The sequence below is a fragment of the Pedobacter humicola genome (assembly GCF_056490705.1).
Window position 1 is genome coordinate 54,111 of record NZ_JBWJIG010000019.1, and the last position, 16,243, is coordinate 70,353.

General features: G+C 39.0%; 16 protein-coding genes. 8 read left to right on the plus strand and 8 right to left on the minus strand.

Annotated elements, in window-relative coordinates; genetic code table 11:
* Entirely contained in the window at positions 1-1,083 is a 1,083-nt protein-coding gene (locus AC04Q1_RS22995) for a phytase (RefSeq protein WP_478366888.1), read from the plus strand.
* A gap of 131 nt (positions 1,084-1,214) precedes the next feature.
* Positions 1,215-1,445, plus strand: coding sequence for a hypothetical protein (locus AC04Q1_RS23000; protein ID WP_478366889.1), 231 nt, complete (start codon positions 1,215-1,217; stop codon positions 1,443-1,445).
* Positions 1,446-1,508: 63 nt separating this feature from the next.
* Here AC04Q1_RS23000 and AC04Q1_RS23005 read toward each other — a convergent pair whose 3' ends face one another.
* The 4 genes from AC04Q1_RS23005 to AC04Q1_RS23020 all read right to left on the minus strand — a co-directional run bounded on the left by AC04Q1_RS23005 (position 1,509) and on the right by AC04Q1_RS23020 (position 5,377).
* Positions 1,509-2,360: an SGNH/GDSL hydrolase family protein gene (locus tag AC04Q1_RS23005; RefSeq protein WP_478366890.1), complete on the minus strand. Its 852-nt coding sequence runs from the start codon at positions 2,358-2,360 to the stop codon at positions 1,509-1,511.
* Positions 2,361-2,599: 239 nt separating this feature from the next.
* Positions 2,600-3,748, minus strand: a complete 1,149-nt coding sequence (locus tag AC04Q1_RS23010) for an FAD-dependent oxidoreductase (protein WP_478366891.1) — start codon at positions 3,746-3,748, stop codon at positions 2,600-2,602.
* Positions 3,749-3,756: 8 nt separating this feature from the next.
* A complete protein-coding gene (locus AC04Q1_RS23015; protein ID WP_478366892.1) occupies positions 3,757-4,335 on the minus strand; it encodes a TetR/AcrR family transcriptional regulator in 579 nt (192 codons plus the stop codon).
* Positions 4,336-4,507: 172 nt separating this feature from the next.
* On the minus strand, positions 4,508-5,377 hold the full coding sequence (locus tag AC04Q1_RS23020) for a 1-aminocyclopropane-1-carboxylate deaminase/D-cysteine desulfhydrase (protein ID WP_478366893.1): 870 nt from the start codon (positions 5,375-5,377) through the stop codon (positions 4,508-4,510).
* A gap of 192 nt (positions 5,378-5,569) precedes the next feature.
* On the opposite strand from AC04Q1_RS23020, the gene AC04Q1_RS23025 reads away from it, so the two are divergent.
* The 3 genes from AC04Q1_RS23025 to AC04Q1_RS23035 all read left to right on the plus strand — a co-directional run bounded on the left by AC04Q1_RS23025 (position 5,570) and on the right by AC04Q1_RS23035 (position 8,417).
* Positions 5,570-6,598, plus strand: a complete 1,029-nt coding sequence (locus AC04Q1_RS23025; protein ID WP_478366934.1) for an RluA family pseudouridine synthase — start codon at positions 5,570-5,572, stop codon at positions 6,596-6,598.
* Positions 6,571-7,440 carry an aminotransferase class IV gene (locus AC04Q1_RS23030; RefSeq protein WP_478366894.1) on the plus strand — a complete coding sequence of 290 codons (870 nt, stop codon included), beginning with the start codon at positions 6,571-6,573 and terminating at the stop codon, positions 7,438-7,440. Before AC04Q1_RS23025 ends, AC04Q1_RS23030 begins: the two co-directional genes overlap by 28 nt.
* 239 nt (positions 7,441-7,679) lie before the next feature.
* Positions 7,680-8,417, plus strand: a complete 738-nt coding sequence (locus AC04Q1_RS23035; RefSeq protein ID WP_478366895.1) for a hypothetical protein — start codon at positions 7,680-7,682, stop codon at positions 8,415-8,417.
* Positions 8,418-8,705: 288 nt separating this feature from the next.
* Here the strand turns inward: AC04Q1_RS23035 and fmt are convergent, their stop codons facing one another.
* Positions 8,706-9,614 (minus strand): methionyl-tRNA formyltransferase, encoded by a 909-nt coding sequence (gene fmt / locus AC04Q1_RS23040; protein ID WP_478366896.1) that lies wholly within the window; start codon positions 9,612-9,614, stop codon positions 8,706-8,708.
* Between the two features lie 91 nt (positions 9,615-9,705).
* On the opposite strand from fmt, the gene AC04Q1_RS23045 reads away from it, so the two are divergent.
* On the plus strand, positions 9,706-10,749 hold the full coding sequence (locus AC04Q1_RS23045) for a DNA topoisomerase IB (protein ID WP_478366897.1): 1,044 nt from the start codon (positions 9,706-9,708) through the stop codon (positions 10,747-10,749).
* A gap of 34 nt (positions 10,750-10,783) precedes the next feature.
* Positions 10,784-12,631 carry a sensor histidine kinase gene (locus AC04Q1_RS23050; protein ID WP_478366898.1) on the plus strand — a complete coding sequence of 616 codons (1,848 nt, stop codon included), beginning with the start codon at positions 10,784-10,786 and terminating at the stop codon, positions 12,629-12,631.
* A gap of 36 nt (positions 12,632-12,667) precedes the next feature.
* Here AC04Q1_RS23050 and AC04Q1_RS23055 read toward each other — a convergent pair whose 3' ends face one another.
* On the minus strand, positions 12,668-12,874 hold the full coding sequence (locus AC04Q1_RS23055) for a hypothetical protein (protein WP_478366899.1): 207 nt from the start codon (positions 12,872-12,874) through the stop codon (positions 12,668-12,670).
* Positions 12,875-13,047: 173 nt separating this feature from the next.
* Complete coding sequence (locus AC04Q1_RS23060; protein WP_478366935.1) at positions 13,048-14,199, minus strand: exo-beta-N-acetylmuramidase NamZ family protein; 1,152 nt, start codon at positions 14,197-14,199, stop codon at positions 13,048-13,050.
* Positions 14,200-14,472: 273 nt separating this feature from the next.
* Here AC04Q1_RS23060 and AC04Q1_RS23065 point away from each other — a divergent pair, with 273 nt between their 5' ends.
* The gene (locus tag AC04Q1_RS23065; protein WP_478366900.1) at positions 14,473-15,717 is read left to right on the plus strand and encodes an ABC transporter permease; all 1,245 of its coding nucleotides are present in this window, start codon (positions 14,473-14,475) and stop codon (positions 15,715-15,717) included.
* A gap of 74 nt (positions 15,718-15,791) precedes the next feature.
* Here the strand turns inward: AC04Q1_RS23065 and AC04Q1_RS23070 are convergent, their stop codons facing one another.
* Positions 15,792-16,238, minus strand: coding sequence for a hypothetical protein (locus AC04Q1_RS23070; protein WP_478366901.1), 447 nt, complete (start codon positions 16,236-16,238; stop codon positions 15,792-15,794).
* Between the last annotated feature and the right edge of the window lie 5 nt (positions 16,239-16,243).

Consider the following 16,243-nt stretch of genomic DNA (forward strand, 5'->3'; position numbering starts at 1 on the left):
ATGAAGAAAAATAATATTTTAAACCTTGCCATACTTGCTGTTTTAAGCTTAACCGTAGCATGTAATAATAGTACAGAAAAAGGTAAAGCCAATACTGCTGAAGTTAAACCGCTGTACGTTTCAGATCCTGTTGATTTTGATACAGATGACCCCGCAATTTGGGTAAACCCTGCAGATGCGGCCCAATCGCTTGTAGTTGGAACTGATAAGGATGAAAATGGCGGGCTGTATGTTTTCGACCTTAAAGGCAAAATCATCAAAACAAAAACCGTTAAAGGCTTAAAAAGACCAGATAACGTGGATATCGCTTATGGTTTAATCTTAAACGGAAAACCAACTGATATCGCGGTTACCACCGAGCGATTAAGCCACAAACTCAGGATATTTTCTCTTCCGGATATGAAACCTGTAGACAATGGAGGGATTGAGGTTTTTGTTGGGGAAACTGGCCCTGAATTTCGCGACCTGATGGGGATTTCGATGTATAAAAACAAAGCCGGACAAATTTATGCGATTGTTGGACGTAAAAGCGGGCCAAAAGAGGGATCTTATCTTTGGCAATATCTGTTAACTGATAATGGAAATGGCTGTGTAAAAGCAGATTTGGTACGGAAATTTGGTCAGTACAGCGGAAAAAAAGAAATAGAAGCCATTGCTGTTGATAACGAACTGGGTTATGTTTATTACTGTGATGAGCAGGTAGGGCTGCGCAAATATTATGCGGATCCGGAGAAAGGGAACCAGGAACTTTCATTCTTTGGTCAGGGCGACTTTGCCGTAGATAATGAAGGAATTGCGATATACAAAACCGTTGCAGACAAAGGTTATATTCTCGTTTCTGATCAGGGCGCTAAACAGCTTAAGGTGTACAACAGGGTAGCTGATCAAAAAGGTGGAGTGGTTACACATCCTTTATTAGCCACCATAAAGTATTCGGCAAACCAGACGGATGGAATTGATGTGGTATCTGTACCCTTAAATGCAGATTTTAAACATGGTTTGTTAGTAGCAATGAGTGACGATAAAACCTTTCATTATTATAGATGGGAAGATATTGCTGGTAAAAAACTAACTGTAAATTAAATAAATGATGCAAGCTGTCTTAGCTGATCATATTTTCAGGTAATCAAGATTTGTTGATAAGATAACATAATTGTACACTTGGGTTAAAATGCTTTCTCTTGTTTTGCAATTAAAGAAAAGACGATATCAACATGGAAAAACAAGAGCTAGATATAAAATCAGATTTGCAGCAGTTTATTGATAAGTTTGAGCCTATAAAGTTTAAAATAATGGCTAAAGGAGTAGAAATAAGGGGAATAAACGATATACACAGAAATATTACCCAAGCCAGGGAAATTATTGAAAGAATGAAACTTAAGCTGGTGGTATCGCACAATGCCGAAATGCTCAGTTATCGCGGTTTTGAAGTGAATATCCTGTAATTATATTTGAAGGCCTCGTGTTAACATGAGGCCTTCTTTTATTAACTTGTGAATACCGGAAGATTAATGAGTGTATTTTTTAAAAACGTTAACCAAACTTCCCGCAATTACCTTATTTCCTTTATCCGATGGATGTAGTCCATCGTAAGTCATACCCATTGCTTCAACCGGATAAGGGTAATCATCACCTTTTGGGTGGAATGGTATTGCCGCTGATGAAGGATATTTATAGTTTTGGTAGCTGCCCGTTGTTGGATTTTTTAATCTTTTAAATTTGACCAGTTTTTCGAGTTTAAGTTTTTGATTGTGGTAAAGATCAACCACGGCGAAATTTTCATGCTTACCGATTTCGGCTATGGCTTTCGCAAACATTTCTAAAGTTTGTCCGTTTTTTTCTTTGTACGATCCGTAAGCGTTGTTATTGGCATCGGCTATATACACAAAATCATTTCGCTGCATGGGTGTAATCACCACGATCTTGGCATCAGGGTTAAGGCTGCGGATTTTATCAATAATCTTACGATAAGCACCACAAGTGGTGCCTGTTCCTGTATTGTTGATATAATCATCGATTGATCCGACAGGAACTCCTGCCCACCAATCGTTAGTGCCAAGGAAAATAGAGTAGAGGTCTGACTGCTCGATGCCCAGCTGATCTATTGCCTTCGCAATGCCAACGGTTGTCCAGCCGTTATGTCCCTGATTGATATAATTAATATCAGGCAACCGTTCCTTAACCATGTCCAGATAGCCTTTTTGCGTTCTGTTACCGGTTTCATTCAGATGATTATTCAGGTAGGTAATCGAATCGCCGATAGCTGTCCATTTGATTTCTTTTGCAGGGATAAATGAAAAATTAACTATGGCAATGAATAAAAGTGATGTTAATAATTTTTTAAAGGATTTTCTGCTCATTTGCTGGATTCATCTATGGATAGGATCAGCGATGAATTTAGGGAGAATATTTTAAGTTTTAGCGTGTTTTATCTCTTAAAAAAATTAGCTGTACGGATATAACCGGAAAAATCTATTTTTTTGGTGCCTTGATCGATTTTTGTTTCTTCTTATTTCGATACAATATACATTTACATTAAGCAACATATCATTACAGGTTAAATAATTTATAGGGGTTCCTCAATAATGCGGAACCTTTTTTATTGCCCACTTAATATATTCCCCAAAAAATTAAGTGCATCGGCAGAGTGAAGTGCTTTTGTTGATTGCATGGTCATATCTGCCGTTTCTGCCGCCCTTTTTAACATCTGTTTTTCGTAAGCCGAAATGGCTTCTTGACTATTTTGGAAATCTTTATCCTTAAAACAACGGCTCAGTTCCAAAGCATCAAGCATGGCCATGTTTACGCCTTCGCCGGCATAAGGAGGCATTAAATGTGCCGCATCGCCAAGCATGGTTAAATTTGGTACCGTTTCCCAGCTTTGATCAAAAGGCATGCAATATTGTGGGCGGGGAACAAAAGCGGTTGATGCATTTTCAAATAATTCTAGCCAAATAGGATCCCAATCCGCAAACTCATTTTTGAACCAGTGGGTTACCTGAGATTTGTCGGAAAAGTTGATGCCAGATTCTTTTGCCCAATTTTCAGCTGTATTACACCCCGTATAAAATACCAAACTATCATCGCCTTTCGAACTTACAATCAGGGATTTTTCACTGCCCATCGCAAAAATCTTTCCCCCGTTTAACAAAGCATGCATTTTCGGACTCGCAGTTGCCGATGCATAAACAGCTCCTTCAACAACGGTAACTCCTGAATAAAATGGTTTAATGGGAGTGATGTAAGGGCGGATTTTGGAGTTAGCACCATCTGCAGCGATTACAATATCGGCTTGTACAGTGGTTCCATTTTTAAACGCAATAAGCCACGAATCTCCGTTTGGCTTTAATGTCTCAAAATGGCTATCCCAAATCACGGTATCTTTGGCCAGTGAATCTAAAAGTATCTTTTGTAATGGGCCGCGGTCTATTTCCGGACGGAAGGCTTCTCTGTTTTGTGTATCGTTATCCTCAAAAACGATATGGCCATATTGGTCAACAATCCGCGTCCGGTCTGCACCAGGACGATAATTCGCCATAAAAGCATCCATAAGTTTAGCTTCTTGTAACGCTGCCAATCCTGATTCCTCGTGTAAATCCAAAGTAGCTCCTTTTGGACGTGCATTTTCGTTAATGTCGCGCTCGAATACATTTACATTAAAACCAGCCATTTGCAAAAGTCTGGCTAAGGTCAATCCACCGGGACCGGCCCCTATGATGGCAATTTTTTTATTTTTAATGTTGTTCATTGTTTTTCTTATTTTTTTATTCCTTTAATTACGATTTCACAACAGGTTAAAATCACTTCCTCGTTTATTATCTGTACCGGTCGGTCTAAATGATCAAAATATTCTGCTACCAAATCCTGGATGGGCGAAAAGAGTAATGCCCTGAGTACATCATGTGGTAAATCTGGTATCAGTCTGGCCTTAATATTTGCTTTTAAGAAGGCGTGGATGGGCGCAAAGAATTCACCCTGCTGAATATTTTTTTCCTGAAAAGCCTTATTTAAAAGGGGAGAAGATTTTCCGTATTGGATTAAAGAGAACGATGGTTTATTATTTTTAAGGTAATGAAAAGTATTTAACCATAACTTTTTCATGCCTTCCATAAAATTCATTTCGGAATCAAAATTTTCCAATACCGCTTTTTCATAAGTACCGAGAACTTCCTCAATAAAAAGTTTTACCAGGAGATCCTCTTTGTTTTCATACTTAATGTAAATGGTGCGTGGCGATATATGGGCTGCTTTGGCCAGTTTCTGCATGCTTAGGTTTTCCAATCCTTCATCAGAGATCATCTGTAGCGCAATCGATCGGATTGCTTCTTCTTTCACTAAATTTTTTGGCCGCATATATTCATCATCATTAATACGAATCAAAAGTAAGTAAACGTTTGTTTACTTTTAAATTTTTAATAAAAATGTTAATCAATTCTGACAAATAGGTGGTATGATATTGGAAATTACTGGTTTATAAGTTCATGTACCATATTAAACTTAGGTAATACTAAAACTTATCTTTCATCCCAAATAGGCCCATCAACCCACCGGTATGGACGGCCAGCACATTTTCATCTGTACCGATTATTCCTTTTTGGTGAAGATCCAGAATAGCGTAGAACATTTTTGCGGTATAAACGGGATCCAGAAGCAAGCCTGTTTGCGCGGTAAAGGTTTTAATAAATTCAATCAATTCGGGGGTGGTTTTCGCATAACCCCCGAAATGATAGTTGTGGTGAAGTTCCAGGTGGCTGGAAAGGGGAGTATATTTCGTTATTTCATCTTTGATAAACGAAGCACCTTTTAATACTGGAATGATATGTAGTTTAGTCTTTAAATTGTGTCGCTGAATTCCCTGCAATAAACCCGCTGCAGTAGTTCCAGTTCCTGCTGCACAGAAAATATGATCGTAGGTTTCGGTTAATTCTCCAATTATTTCTGAACAGCCGATAGTAGCCTCGGCAGATGCGCCGCCTTCATCGATAAAATAAGCCTGGGTATCATTAGCGAAATGTTGTTGAAACAGCTTTTGTTTGTCCCGGTAGCTTTCACGGTCGGTAAAAATGAGTTTCATACCGAATAAACTGCACAGCAACAACATTTCATTTTTCACTTCTTCTCCACGAACAAAGGCGGTTGCAGTTAAGCCCGATCTTGATGCTGCGGCAGCAGTGGCCACCAGATGATTGGAATACGCACCACCAAAGGTAACCAGGTGCGTTTTGTTTTCCTCTTTAGCCCTTGCTAAAATATATTTGAGTTTGCGCCATTTGTTGCCCGAAATATAAGGATCGATGAGATCATCACGTTTAACAAAGAGCTTGTTAAAGGACCCAAATGCTATTTTTTGTACAGGGCTATAGATTTCTTCGAACACGTGTAAAAATAAAGAATATATTAGGAAATGGAATTCTTATCAGAATATATCAACATTCAGGATGCTGTACTATACGGTGTACAAATACAAAATAAATGACTTAGGATGTTTTAATTGTGGATAAAAAAGGCTGTTTTTTCGAAAACTGCAATCATTAAAAAAATCTTGAAGTTAAAAGTTTATTTTTGCGCCATGGAAAATGTGGTCGAATTGCAGGAATCAGAAGAGCAGGAATTATATGAACATCTCAAAATCATTGTAGATAAAGGGCAGTCTTTGCTGCGTATCGATAAATTTTTGATGGTGCGCGTAGAAAATGCCTCGCGAAACCGTATTCAGAATGCAATTGATGCAGGCAATGTATTGGTTAATCAAAAGCAGATCAAAGCGAGTTATAAGGTTAAACCTCGTGATGAGATATCTATTGTTTTGCCCCATCCTCCACGCGATACCGAAGTTTATCCGGAAGATTTACCGCTTGATATTATTTATGAGGATAGCGATCTTTTAGTGGTCAATAAAGCTGCCGGTATGGTCGTTCACCCGGGTTTTAACAATTATACAGGTACATTGGTTAATGCTTTGGCATTCCACTTTGAGCAGCTTCCACAATTGCCGGGCAACGATGGCCGCCCGGGTTTGGTACACCGTATTGATAAGGATACCTCAGGCTTATTGCTGATCAGTAAAAATGAAAAATCGATTACGCATTTGGCGCGTCAGTTTTTTGATCACAGCATTACCCGTAGATATATAGCCCTGGTTTGGGGTGATATTGAAAATGATGGAACAGTAACAGGTTACATTGGCCGAAGCGTGAAAGACCGCCGTGTAATGGATATTTACGATGATGAAGAAAAAGGTAAATGGTCGGTAACGCACTATAAAGTATTAAAACGTTTGGGATATGTAACCTTGATTAGTTGTGAGCTCGAAACCGGTCGTACACACCAGATCAGGGCACATATGCAGCACATCGGACATCCCTTATTTAACGATGCCATGTATGGTGGCGATAAAATTTTAAAGGGAACCACCTTTAACAAGTACAAACAGTTTGTCGATAATTGTTTCGAACTATTGCCCCGTCAGGCTTTACATGCACAGAGTTTAGGTTTTATTCACCCGACTACAAAAGAATATATGTATTTCGAATCGCCATTGCCGCCCGATTTTAAAGCTGGCCTAACCAAATGGGAAAATTACATCGTTACATCATAAATATGCTTCAGGAGTACCTTTTATTTAATGATGAGTTTCATGCGGTAGACGTTCCGGTTTTAATGGCTTCGAACAGAAGTTTCAAATTTGGCGACGGGCTGTTTGAAAGTATGAGGATGATTAACAATAAGCTGCAATTTGCCGATTTACATGCCGATAGGCTTACAGCGGGTATGAAAGCGCTAAAAATAGATGGTCATGCTTTAATGGACGATTATTTTTTGCGTCAAAAAACTGCCGATCTGGCCAAACGGAACAAGTGGAATGGCAATGTACGTTTCCGTCTTTCGGTTTACAGGGGAGGGGCGGGAGTTTACACACCTGAAATTAATAAAGCAGGTTATGTTTTGGAGGGTATTCCGTTAAAAGCTTCCACGTACGAATTAAACAGCAAAGGTTTAATTATTGATGTGTTCGACGAAATAACCAAACCTGTTAATAAACTATCTAATTTTAAAACGTCCAATGCCCTGCTTTATGTAATGGCCGGAATTTTTAAAAGTCAGAACCGCTTAGATGAGGCGATGATCCTGAACCAATATGGTTTTCTTTGCGAAAGCATCAGTGCCAACGTTTTTGTGGTGTATAATAAACAAATTTATACCCCTTCTTTGGCTGAAGGCTGCGTAAGTGGAGTGATGCGTACGGCGATTATGCAATTGTGCAAAATGAACGATATGCCTTTAACCGAAGCGCAGATCAATCCCGAAATCTTAAAAGAAGCTGAAGAAGTTTTTATCACCAACGCTACACAAGGAATTCAATGGGTAATGGGGTATGGTAGGAAACGTTATTTTAACGAGGTATCGAAATTTTTGATCGAGAAGTTGAACGCTATGTAGTTCAATGGTTCATTTATCATTAGTTCATTGGGTTAACCGGTTAACTGACGCCAAACCCCGCGCGCTCAACGCCAAACTTAACCTGGTTCATTTGGGTGAATTGACTTCGGACTCCAGACTCAGGACTTCGGACTGCTGGTCACCGTATCTTTTATGTTATAGCCGCATTTATCAGCACTATAGGTATTTTTAATTTTATAGAATTTTAGTATTATTGGTTACACACAAATTTAACCGAAATGAAAAAACTACTCATTCTCGTGATGGCTTGCTATGGCCTGAACGCCCGTTCGCAGGAGAACGGATCCAGAAATTTTCTGTACCTCAATTCTGATTCAATCATTTATGCCCAAAAGATCAGGTTGCGCCCCGATTTTTCCGGTTCATGGTCAATTAGGGCCGATTCAAGAAAGGTACTAACCAGCCAGATCAAATTCTTTAATAACGAAGATGGTTTCTTTGCCAATACAAGGAAACTCAATTTTTTAAGGCAGTCATCCTTTGCGGAGCGAATTATCGAAGGTAAGATCAACCTCTACCAGGAGGTGGTTTATGGTGATGTTCGTTTTGAAGGGGATTATTACAGGTTTAGAGATTATAGGCGGCAGGTTGTAAATACAAGAATGTTCTTTAACAAGGGGCTTTCTGATCTGAAAAAGGTGGGTTATAACAATCTGAATGAGGCAATGGCCGATAATCCTAAAAGTTTAGCTTACCTAAAACGCTATAGAAATACCAAAATTACTGGCATTGTAATGTATGTAGCAGCAGGAGTGGCAATTATTGCAAGTGGAGTAACACTGATGTCGGGCCCAGGAATTACACGCAATGGGAATATCCCAAGTCTCGAACATCGCAATTACACCGGTAGTTTTGTTTTACTGGGGCTCGGTGCGGGCTTAAGTTTAGGAGGTTTCCTTGTAGGCGAATCCGGTAAAAAAAATATAGAAAGAGCTATCGATCATTATAACCGGTAGTTTTTAGATTAAACAGGCAGGTGATCTCACTTGCCTGTTCTTTTGCATATTAATTTTCAATTATTGCGGTGTCTAAGCCATTTAAACCCGATCAAAGCGGGATGCCAATTTCTTTCAAATTGGCAGAAGCGGGAGCGGGGCTGGATGAAGCCAAAAGCTACTGTAACTGCTTTCCAAAAAAACAATGATTTATTAATTCTATCGAGTCAATGTAACGGCCGCTTATGGAACCGACTAAAAGAATTGTCAACTCTATTGCAAACGGCTATTAGAGTTAATAAATCAAAATTATAAACGCATACCCCTTAAAAAGTCTTCGATCAACATGCGTTTTTTTCCTTCGTATTGGATATCTAAAAGTTTGATGAAACCATCTTTTGCAGCAAACTTTAGATAGGTTTTACCATCGGTTAAAAAGCTCCCGGCGTCAATTTCAGGCGCTTTATCTTCTATTTCTGCTTTAAATACCTTTAAATTTTTCTCGTTAAGCAACGTAAAAGCGGTTGGGTAAGGACTTAAACCACGGATTAAATTATGGATGGTCTGTGCTGGCCTGTTCCAGTCGATTTTACAATCTTCCTTGAAAATCTTTGGTGCATGTTTTAAATCAATATTTTGCGGCTGTGGTTGCTCGGTTATGCTGCCTGCTTCGACGGCATGAAGCGTTTTTACCAAAAGATTTGCGCCAACAAGCATGAGTTTATCATGCAATTCGCCGGCAGTTTCATCATCGGCAATAGTTACACTATCGCTCAGGATAATATCTCCTGTATCAATTTCTTCTTTAAGGAAAAAGGTAGTTACTCCGCTTTCTTTTTCTCCATTAATAATGGCGTGGTTGATTGGTGCCGCACCCCGGTACTGCGGGAGTAATGAACCATGTAAATTTATGGTTCCTTTTACGGGCATGCTCCAAACTACTACCGGTAACATCCTAAAGGCTACTACCACTTGTAAATCAGCATGGTACGACCTTAACTCCTCAATAAATTCAGGGTTTTTTAATTTTTCGGGTTGTAAAACAGGGATTCCTTTTTCTACAGCATATTTTTTCACGGCACTTTCATTTAGTTTTTGTCCACGGCCAGCAGGTTTATCCGGTGCAGTAACTACCGCAACTACATCGAAATTGGCTTTGACTAAGGCATCTAAAGAAGCTACGGCGAAATCGGGCGTACCCATAAAAACTATTTTCATATGAAAGTGTTGTGTTTCTAAAAATAACGTGGCTACCCCGCGTTAAAGTTTTGCAAAATAACTAAAAATAAACCCATACTTATAGGCAAAAATGGTACAAGGTAAAGAAGTTGTAAAAGCAAGTGGATTGGTGTACGTAACTGATACCATGCCTGGGATTTACCGTAAAGGCAAACCGGGTAAATTTCATTATGAAGATAAGGATGGGAATAAAATCACCGAAGAAAAACACCTCGACAGGATAAAAGCATTGGTGATTCCTCCCGCATGGCAAAATGTTTGGATAGCCAATAAACCGAATGCGTATTTACAAGTTACGGGTATAGATGCGGCAGGAAGGAAACAGTATAAATACCATGCAAAATGGACCAGCCGCCGGTCGGAAGATAAATATTTCCGTTTGTTGGAGTTTGGAAAAGCACTACCCAATGCCCGGAAAAATCTGGAGAAAGACTTGCGCAGAAAGGATTTTGATGAGCGTAAAGTGTTGGCCATCTCGGTAGACGTGCTTCAAAAAACATTGATTCGTGTAGGTAATGAGAGCTACAAACAGCTTTATGGTTCATTCGGACTCACTACCCTTCGAGATAAACATGTCAAAATTGAGGGCAGCAAAATTACCATGGATTTTATAGGTAAAAAAGGTGTTCAGCAAAAAGTTGAGCTAAACGATCGGTCGCTGGCTAAACTGGTAAAAAAATGCAGGGATATCCCCGGGCAGGAACTGTTTCAGTTTTACTCGAATGGCAAAGAACATAAAAGCATCGATTCTGGTAAAATAAATGCATATATAAAAGAAATTACGGGTGATGATTTTACTGCAAAAGATTTTAGGACCTGGGGCGGAACGCTCGAGGCACTACGTCAGTTTTCGAAATGCAGTACGGATGAAAGCTTAAATTTAAACTCGAAAAAGGCCATTGTATCTGTTTTGGATTGTGTAGCGAAAAAATTAGGCAATACGAGAGCCGTTTGTAAGAGTTCTTACGTATATCCCTTATTGCTTAGCGCCTACGAAAAAGATGCGCTTGGCAAATACATGAAGAAAATGAACAACAATAAAGTTTCTGGTAAATTGGGTTTGGCACATGATGAGAAAGTATTATTGTCGTTTTTAAAATCGGGTAGTAAGTAGAAAAACCATTATATTTGTTTTTTTAACCCCCTATATGCATATTAATCTTGACGATAACGCTGCTGTTTTTTATACCTTGATTGAAGAATCTCCAATGCCAATTGCCTTATATGTTGGAGAAAAAATGATCATCAAGGTGGCCAATAAAGCGATCCTCAAGGCTTGGGGACGAGATAGTACGGTTGTTGGGCAGGAACTTGCCAATGCTTTGCCCGAATTGAAGGACCAACCTTTTTTAGCGATTCTTCAGAAAGTTCGCGAGAGCGGCATTGCTTACGAAGCAAAGGAGGATCAGGTAATGCTCGTTAACGATGGCGTACTGCAGACTTTCTATTTCGATTTTATCTATAAACCTTTAAAAGGAGAGGATGGAAATGTTTGGGGCATTCTGAACAATGCTACTGATGTGACCGAATTGGTTAATGCCAGGTTGAAAGTTAAGGCAAGCGAGGAACTTTTTCGAAAAATGATCCAGGATGCACCCGTGGCGATTGGTATTTTGAGGGGACCGGATTTTATTATAGAACAGGCAAACGAAGATTTATTAAAGATATGGGGAAAAACAGATGAGGTTATTGGCTTAAAACTGATAGACGGTTTACCTGAAATAAAAGACCAGCCTTTTCCAGAATTATTAGCTCAGGTTTATAAAACAGGGGAGGCGCATTTTGGGTATGAAACCATGGCGACATTGGAAAGAGATGGCGTACTGCAAGATTATTATTTCAATTTCGTTTACGATCCTATCCGCGATCAGCACGATACGGTTACGGGGATTATGGTTGTAGCGAATGAAATTACCGTGTCGGTGCATTCCCGTATGGAAGTGGCCAAAAGCGAGGAACGTTTCAGGAATTTATTGCTAGACACCCCAATGGCCACGGGCTATTATGAAACTGAGGATATCGTAATTTCTCTGGCAAATGATGAAATGTTGCGGTTTTGGGGCAAAGATAAAAGTGTGATCGGAAAACCGATGGAAGATGCCATTCCGGAGTTAAAAGGACAGCCCTTTATCGGTATTTTAAAAGATGTTTATCGTACAGGTATTCCATATCATGCCGATCAGCAGGAAGCTTTATTACCCGTAAACGGTAAATTGGAAAAGGTATGGTTTAATTTTACCTATAAACCTTTAAGGAATGCTGATGGTGACGTTTATGCCATTTTACATGCTGCAATGGATGTAAGTAAACAGGTGCAGCTTCAGCAGCAAAAAGACGAATTTTTGGGCATTGCAAGTCACGAACTGAAAACACCCGTTACGAGTATCAAAGCTTATGCGCAGGTGCTGGAAAAAATGATCAGAAATGAAGGGGACGAGAAAAAAGCTGGTATGGTGCGTAAAATGGATCTCCAGTTAAACCGTTTAACAGGATTGATAGGCGACTTGCTTGATGTAACGAAAATTCAGTCTGGTAAAATGACTTTTAACCCGACAAAATTCGATTTTGACCTTGCTGTTGGTGAAATAGTAGATGAAATGCAGCATATTACCTCCAAGCACCATATAAAGGCCGATTTAAACAGCAACAGTGTGGTTTATTTCGATCGGGAGCGCATTGGACAAGTGATTACCAATTTTTTATCTAATGCCATTAAATATTCTACAGATGCCAATCAGATTGATGTGAATACCTACGTAGAGCATAATGAGGTGGTTTTAAGCGTACGCGATTACGGCATCGGGATTTCTAAGGAACTGCAGCACCTTGTTTTTGATCAGTTTTATCGCGTTGGAGGCAACTTACAGCATACCTATCCCGGTTTAGGTCTCGGACTCTATATTTCTTCAGAAATTATAAAAAATGAAGGCGGTAGAATCTGGGTCGAAAGTGAACCAGGCCTGGGATCCACATTCTGTTTTGCCTTAAAAATCTGATTCCACCGATTGGATTAAAATCAGTGGAATCATTTATTATTCTTTTGGCGCCTTTTTGATGGGATGTACAGGCTGCTCATCAAGTTCTCTTTGTTTAGCCGGATTATTGGTTTTAGGCGCTTTATTCGGCGTGCTTTCGTCGTCGTTTCTAACCGTTTTATGGTCAAGAGGTTCTCTGCCTTTTGGCACCTCTTCCTGGTAATTGCTTCCAGGTTTATCGCTTTTAACTTTTGGACCGCTCATGATTATAATAATTAAATTTTGAATGATTGAATGTTAGACGGGGATAATCCCTTGATCTTCGTTTCAGTTAGTAATAACAAATCTATATTGGTTAAGTTTGAAAAATTACTTGTTTAACTCACTCAATCTATCATGTACTCATTTAATCAATCTCACATTAAGTCATTCTCTCATTAATCATAAAGCAAATATTTTTTCCGCATGGTTTTATAAGCACTTAAACCGGGTTCCCAGCTTGCCCTGATTTCTGCTTCGCTTTTTCCATCAATTACCTGTTGCCTAAAGTCGGCCACACCCACCAGTCTTTCAATGGTTCCCATTTCTTTACTTAATTTGCTGTTAAAGAAATCTTCTTTTTGGGGCGATGCATTATAAAGCTCGATTAACCAGCTGATATTTACCTGTTTTGATTTTACAAGTTTTGATGTATCATAATTTCTTAAATCCAGTCCATAACATACCTGATCCTGAAATAACGGTGTTTCCGACATGCCTTTTATGCTCTTTGGTGTAAAACTGAAATCGAATTTTCCTTTAAGATAGGGCGCACCCACCACGGTAAAAGGAAACATGGTTCCGCGGCCATGGTTTAAATAAGTGCCCTCGAATAAACAGGTAGATGGATATAGTAAAATGGATTGTTGCGTATTTAAATTTGGGGATGGCTTAACCGGTAAAGTATATTCCATATCGTGGTTGTAATTGGCGTTTTTGATAATCGTGATTTTACATTTCACCTTATCCTTTAACCAACCTTCACCATTTAACATCTGCGCGTACTCGCCAACCGTTAAACCGTGTGCAATAGGAATGGGCTGTACACCAATACCCGATTTAAATTTAGGGTCTAAGATCGGTCCGTCGATTAAATACCCGTTTGGATTTGGGCGGTCTAAAATCAACAATGTTTTATTATTTACCGCACAGGCTTCCATTACATGCTGCAAGGTATTAATATAGGTGTAAAAGCGCACGCCAACATCCTGGATATCAAAAACCATAATATCGATATCGGCCAAATCCTCAGTTGTAGGCGTACTGTGCTTGCCATAAAGCGAAATGGCTTTGATGCCTGTTTTAGTATCTACATCATCATTAACCGTAACTCCTGCACTGGCGTTTCCCCTAAAACCATGCTCCGGACCAAATATTTTCTGGATTTTAACACCAAGTTTCAACAGGCTATCAACGGAGGTTTGTGTGCCAATAACTGAGGTTGGGTTAACTACCATGCCCACACGCTTCCCTTTTAAAATAGGGAGATATTTTTCGGTTTGCTCGGCACCGGTTTTAAATGTGGATGGCAATTTAATGCTCCTGATCATCAGTTTTCTGTTTTCAGGACTTTTTTTGCCAAGCACTTCTTGTTCGAGTGGTTTTGGCTGTCCGCAGGCTGATAATGCAATTAAACTGGTTAAAGCAAAGCTGATGTAGTTTTTCATTTTCAATAATTCTAATCTTCCGGTATGATAACAAAACAATTTACCGCATATTTTGATTTATGCTATAGGTATTTGCCCGTTATAACTAATTGATTGATCTTTAAAGTTGGTTATTTATTTTCGAAAATGCCATTTTTAAAAAGGAATTGAGCATTTTTGTTACTTAACAAATTGATTAAATTGAATTTCGAATATTTCATTGCCGGGCGGATAGCCATTAAATCTGAACGTACTTTTTCAAAGCTGATCGTCCGTATCGCAATAGCAGGCGTGATGCTGAGTTTGGCTGTTATGATTCTTTCTATAGCCATTATAAAAGGTTTCAAAACTGAGATTCAGGATAAGGTAAGGGGCTATTTGGGCGATGTTCAGATAACCCGTTACGATCTGAACAATTCCTTTGAGCATTCTCCTTTTGTATTGGATGCGGAAACCCAAAAAATGCTCAAGACGAATAATGATATAGAATATTATTATCCCTTTGCAACCAAACCCGCCATCCTGTCGGCCAATAATGAAATTGAAGGCATTAATTTCAAGGGGGTAGATAAAAATTACAAGTGGGATTATATCAAACAGCACATTATTAGCGGAACAATTATCGATTTTGCTGATAGCACTGCTGCCATGCAGGAACTTTTGATTTCGAATTATACAGCCAACAGGTTAAAGCTCAAAACGGGTGATGATTTTATCATGTATTTTGTTCAGAACCAGTTGCGGCCGCGTAAATTTAAAATTGTAGGGATTTATGACATCGGGGTAGAGGATATTGATAAAGGTTTTGTTTTAGGTAACCTGAATATCATCAAACGTTTAAATAACTGGAAAGCTGATGAAATTGGTGGCATAGAGATCAGGATCAAAGATTTTAACAGGCTTAAGCCTATTGCCGGGCAAATTTACGAAGGACTTCCACGTAACCTGCGTTCGTATTCCATTGAAGAAAATTTCCCTAATATTTTTACCTGGTTAGGGTTGCTTGATGTAAATACGAATGTGCTGCTAATCCTGATGCTTATTGTAGGCGTAATCAATATGGTTACCGCACTATTGATCATGATTTTAGAAAAAACGAATATGATTGGGATGCTAAAATCTTTTGGGGCCACCAACTGGAGCATCATGAAGATTTTTTTATACAATGCAGCGTATCTGATTGGTATTGGTTTATTACTGGGTAATATTTTAGGCCTCGGACTTGGTTTCTTACAGCAATCGACACATATATTCAAGCTGAACCAGGCCTCTTACTTTCTCGCTTATGCACCGATCGAATTTCATTTTATCGATGTGCTGTTGCTCAATGTGGTTACGGTGGTGGTATGTTTAACGGTTTTAATTATCCCTTCATTATTGATTAGCAAGGTATCTCCATTGAAGGCCATTAGATTTAAGTAAAAAAACTTGGGTCACCGAACAGATCAATTTCCGGTGCCCAAGCAAACCTAAACCTAAGTCCTTATAATTAAATATTAATTGGTTCTCTTTAAAATGTATTCATATTCCAGCGTAGCATAAGAGGTAGCCGGAGGAAAATCTGTTTTTGTGTTGGTTCTTCTTCTCAGTGTTAAATCTATACCGCTGCTTCTGATATCGTATTCGCCATTTAAAATCATATTCCAGTCGAAATCTGCCGTCCAAATACCTTCGTCGGTAAAATAGCCAATTCCATTTTTGAAAGTATAGGTTCCCTTGCCTCCCGAGGGTTTTAAATTCGCATTCGCATTGGGTTTGATATTAAATCTGCCATCTTTTAATGTAATCGAAATCGGACGGGTTTCAGGTACAGATTTTACACTATTGGTAATTACCAAAACGCCTGTATAAGTGCCATCCAGTAAAACATCAACGTTTGTTGCTTTTTTACAGCCTAACGATAATACAAAGACAAATAAAAGAATGCAGATTTGAACTTTCATACCCC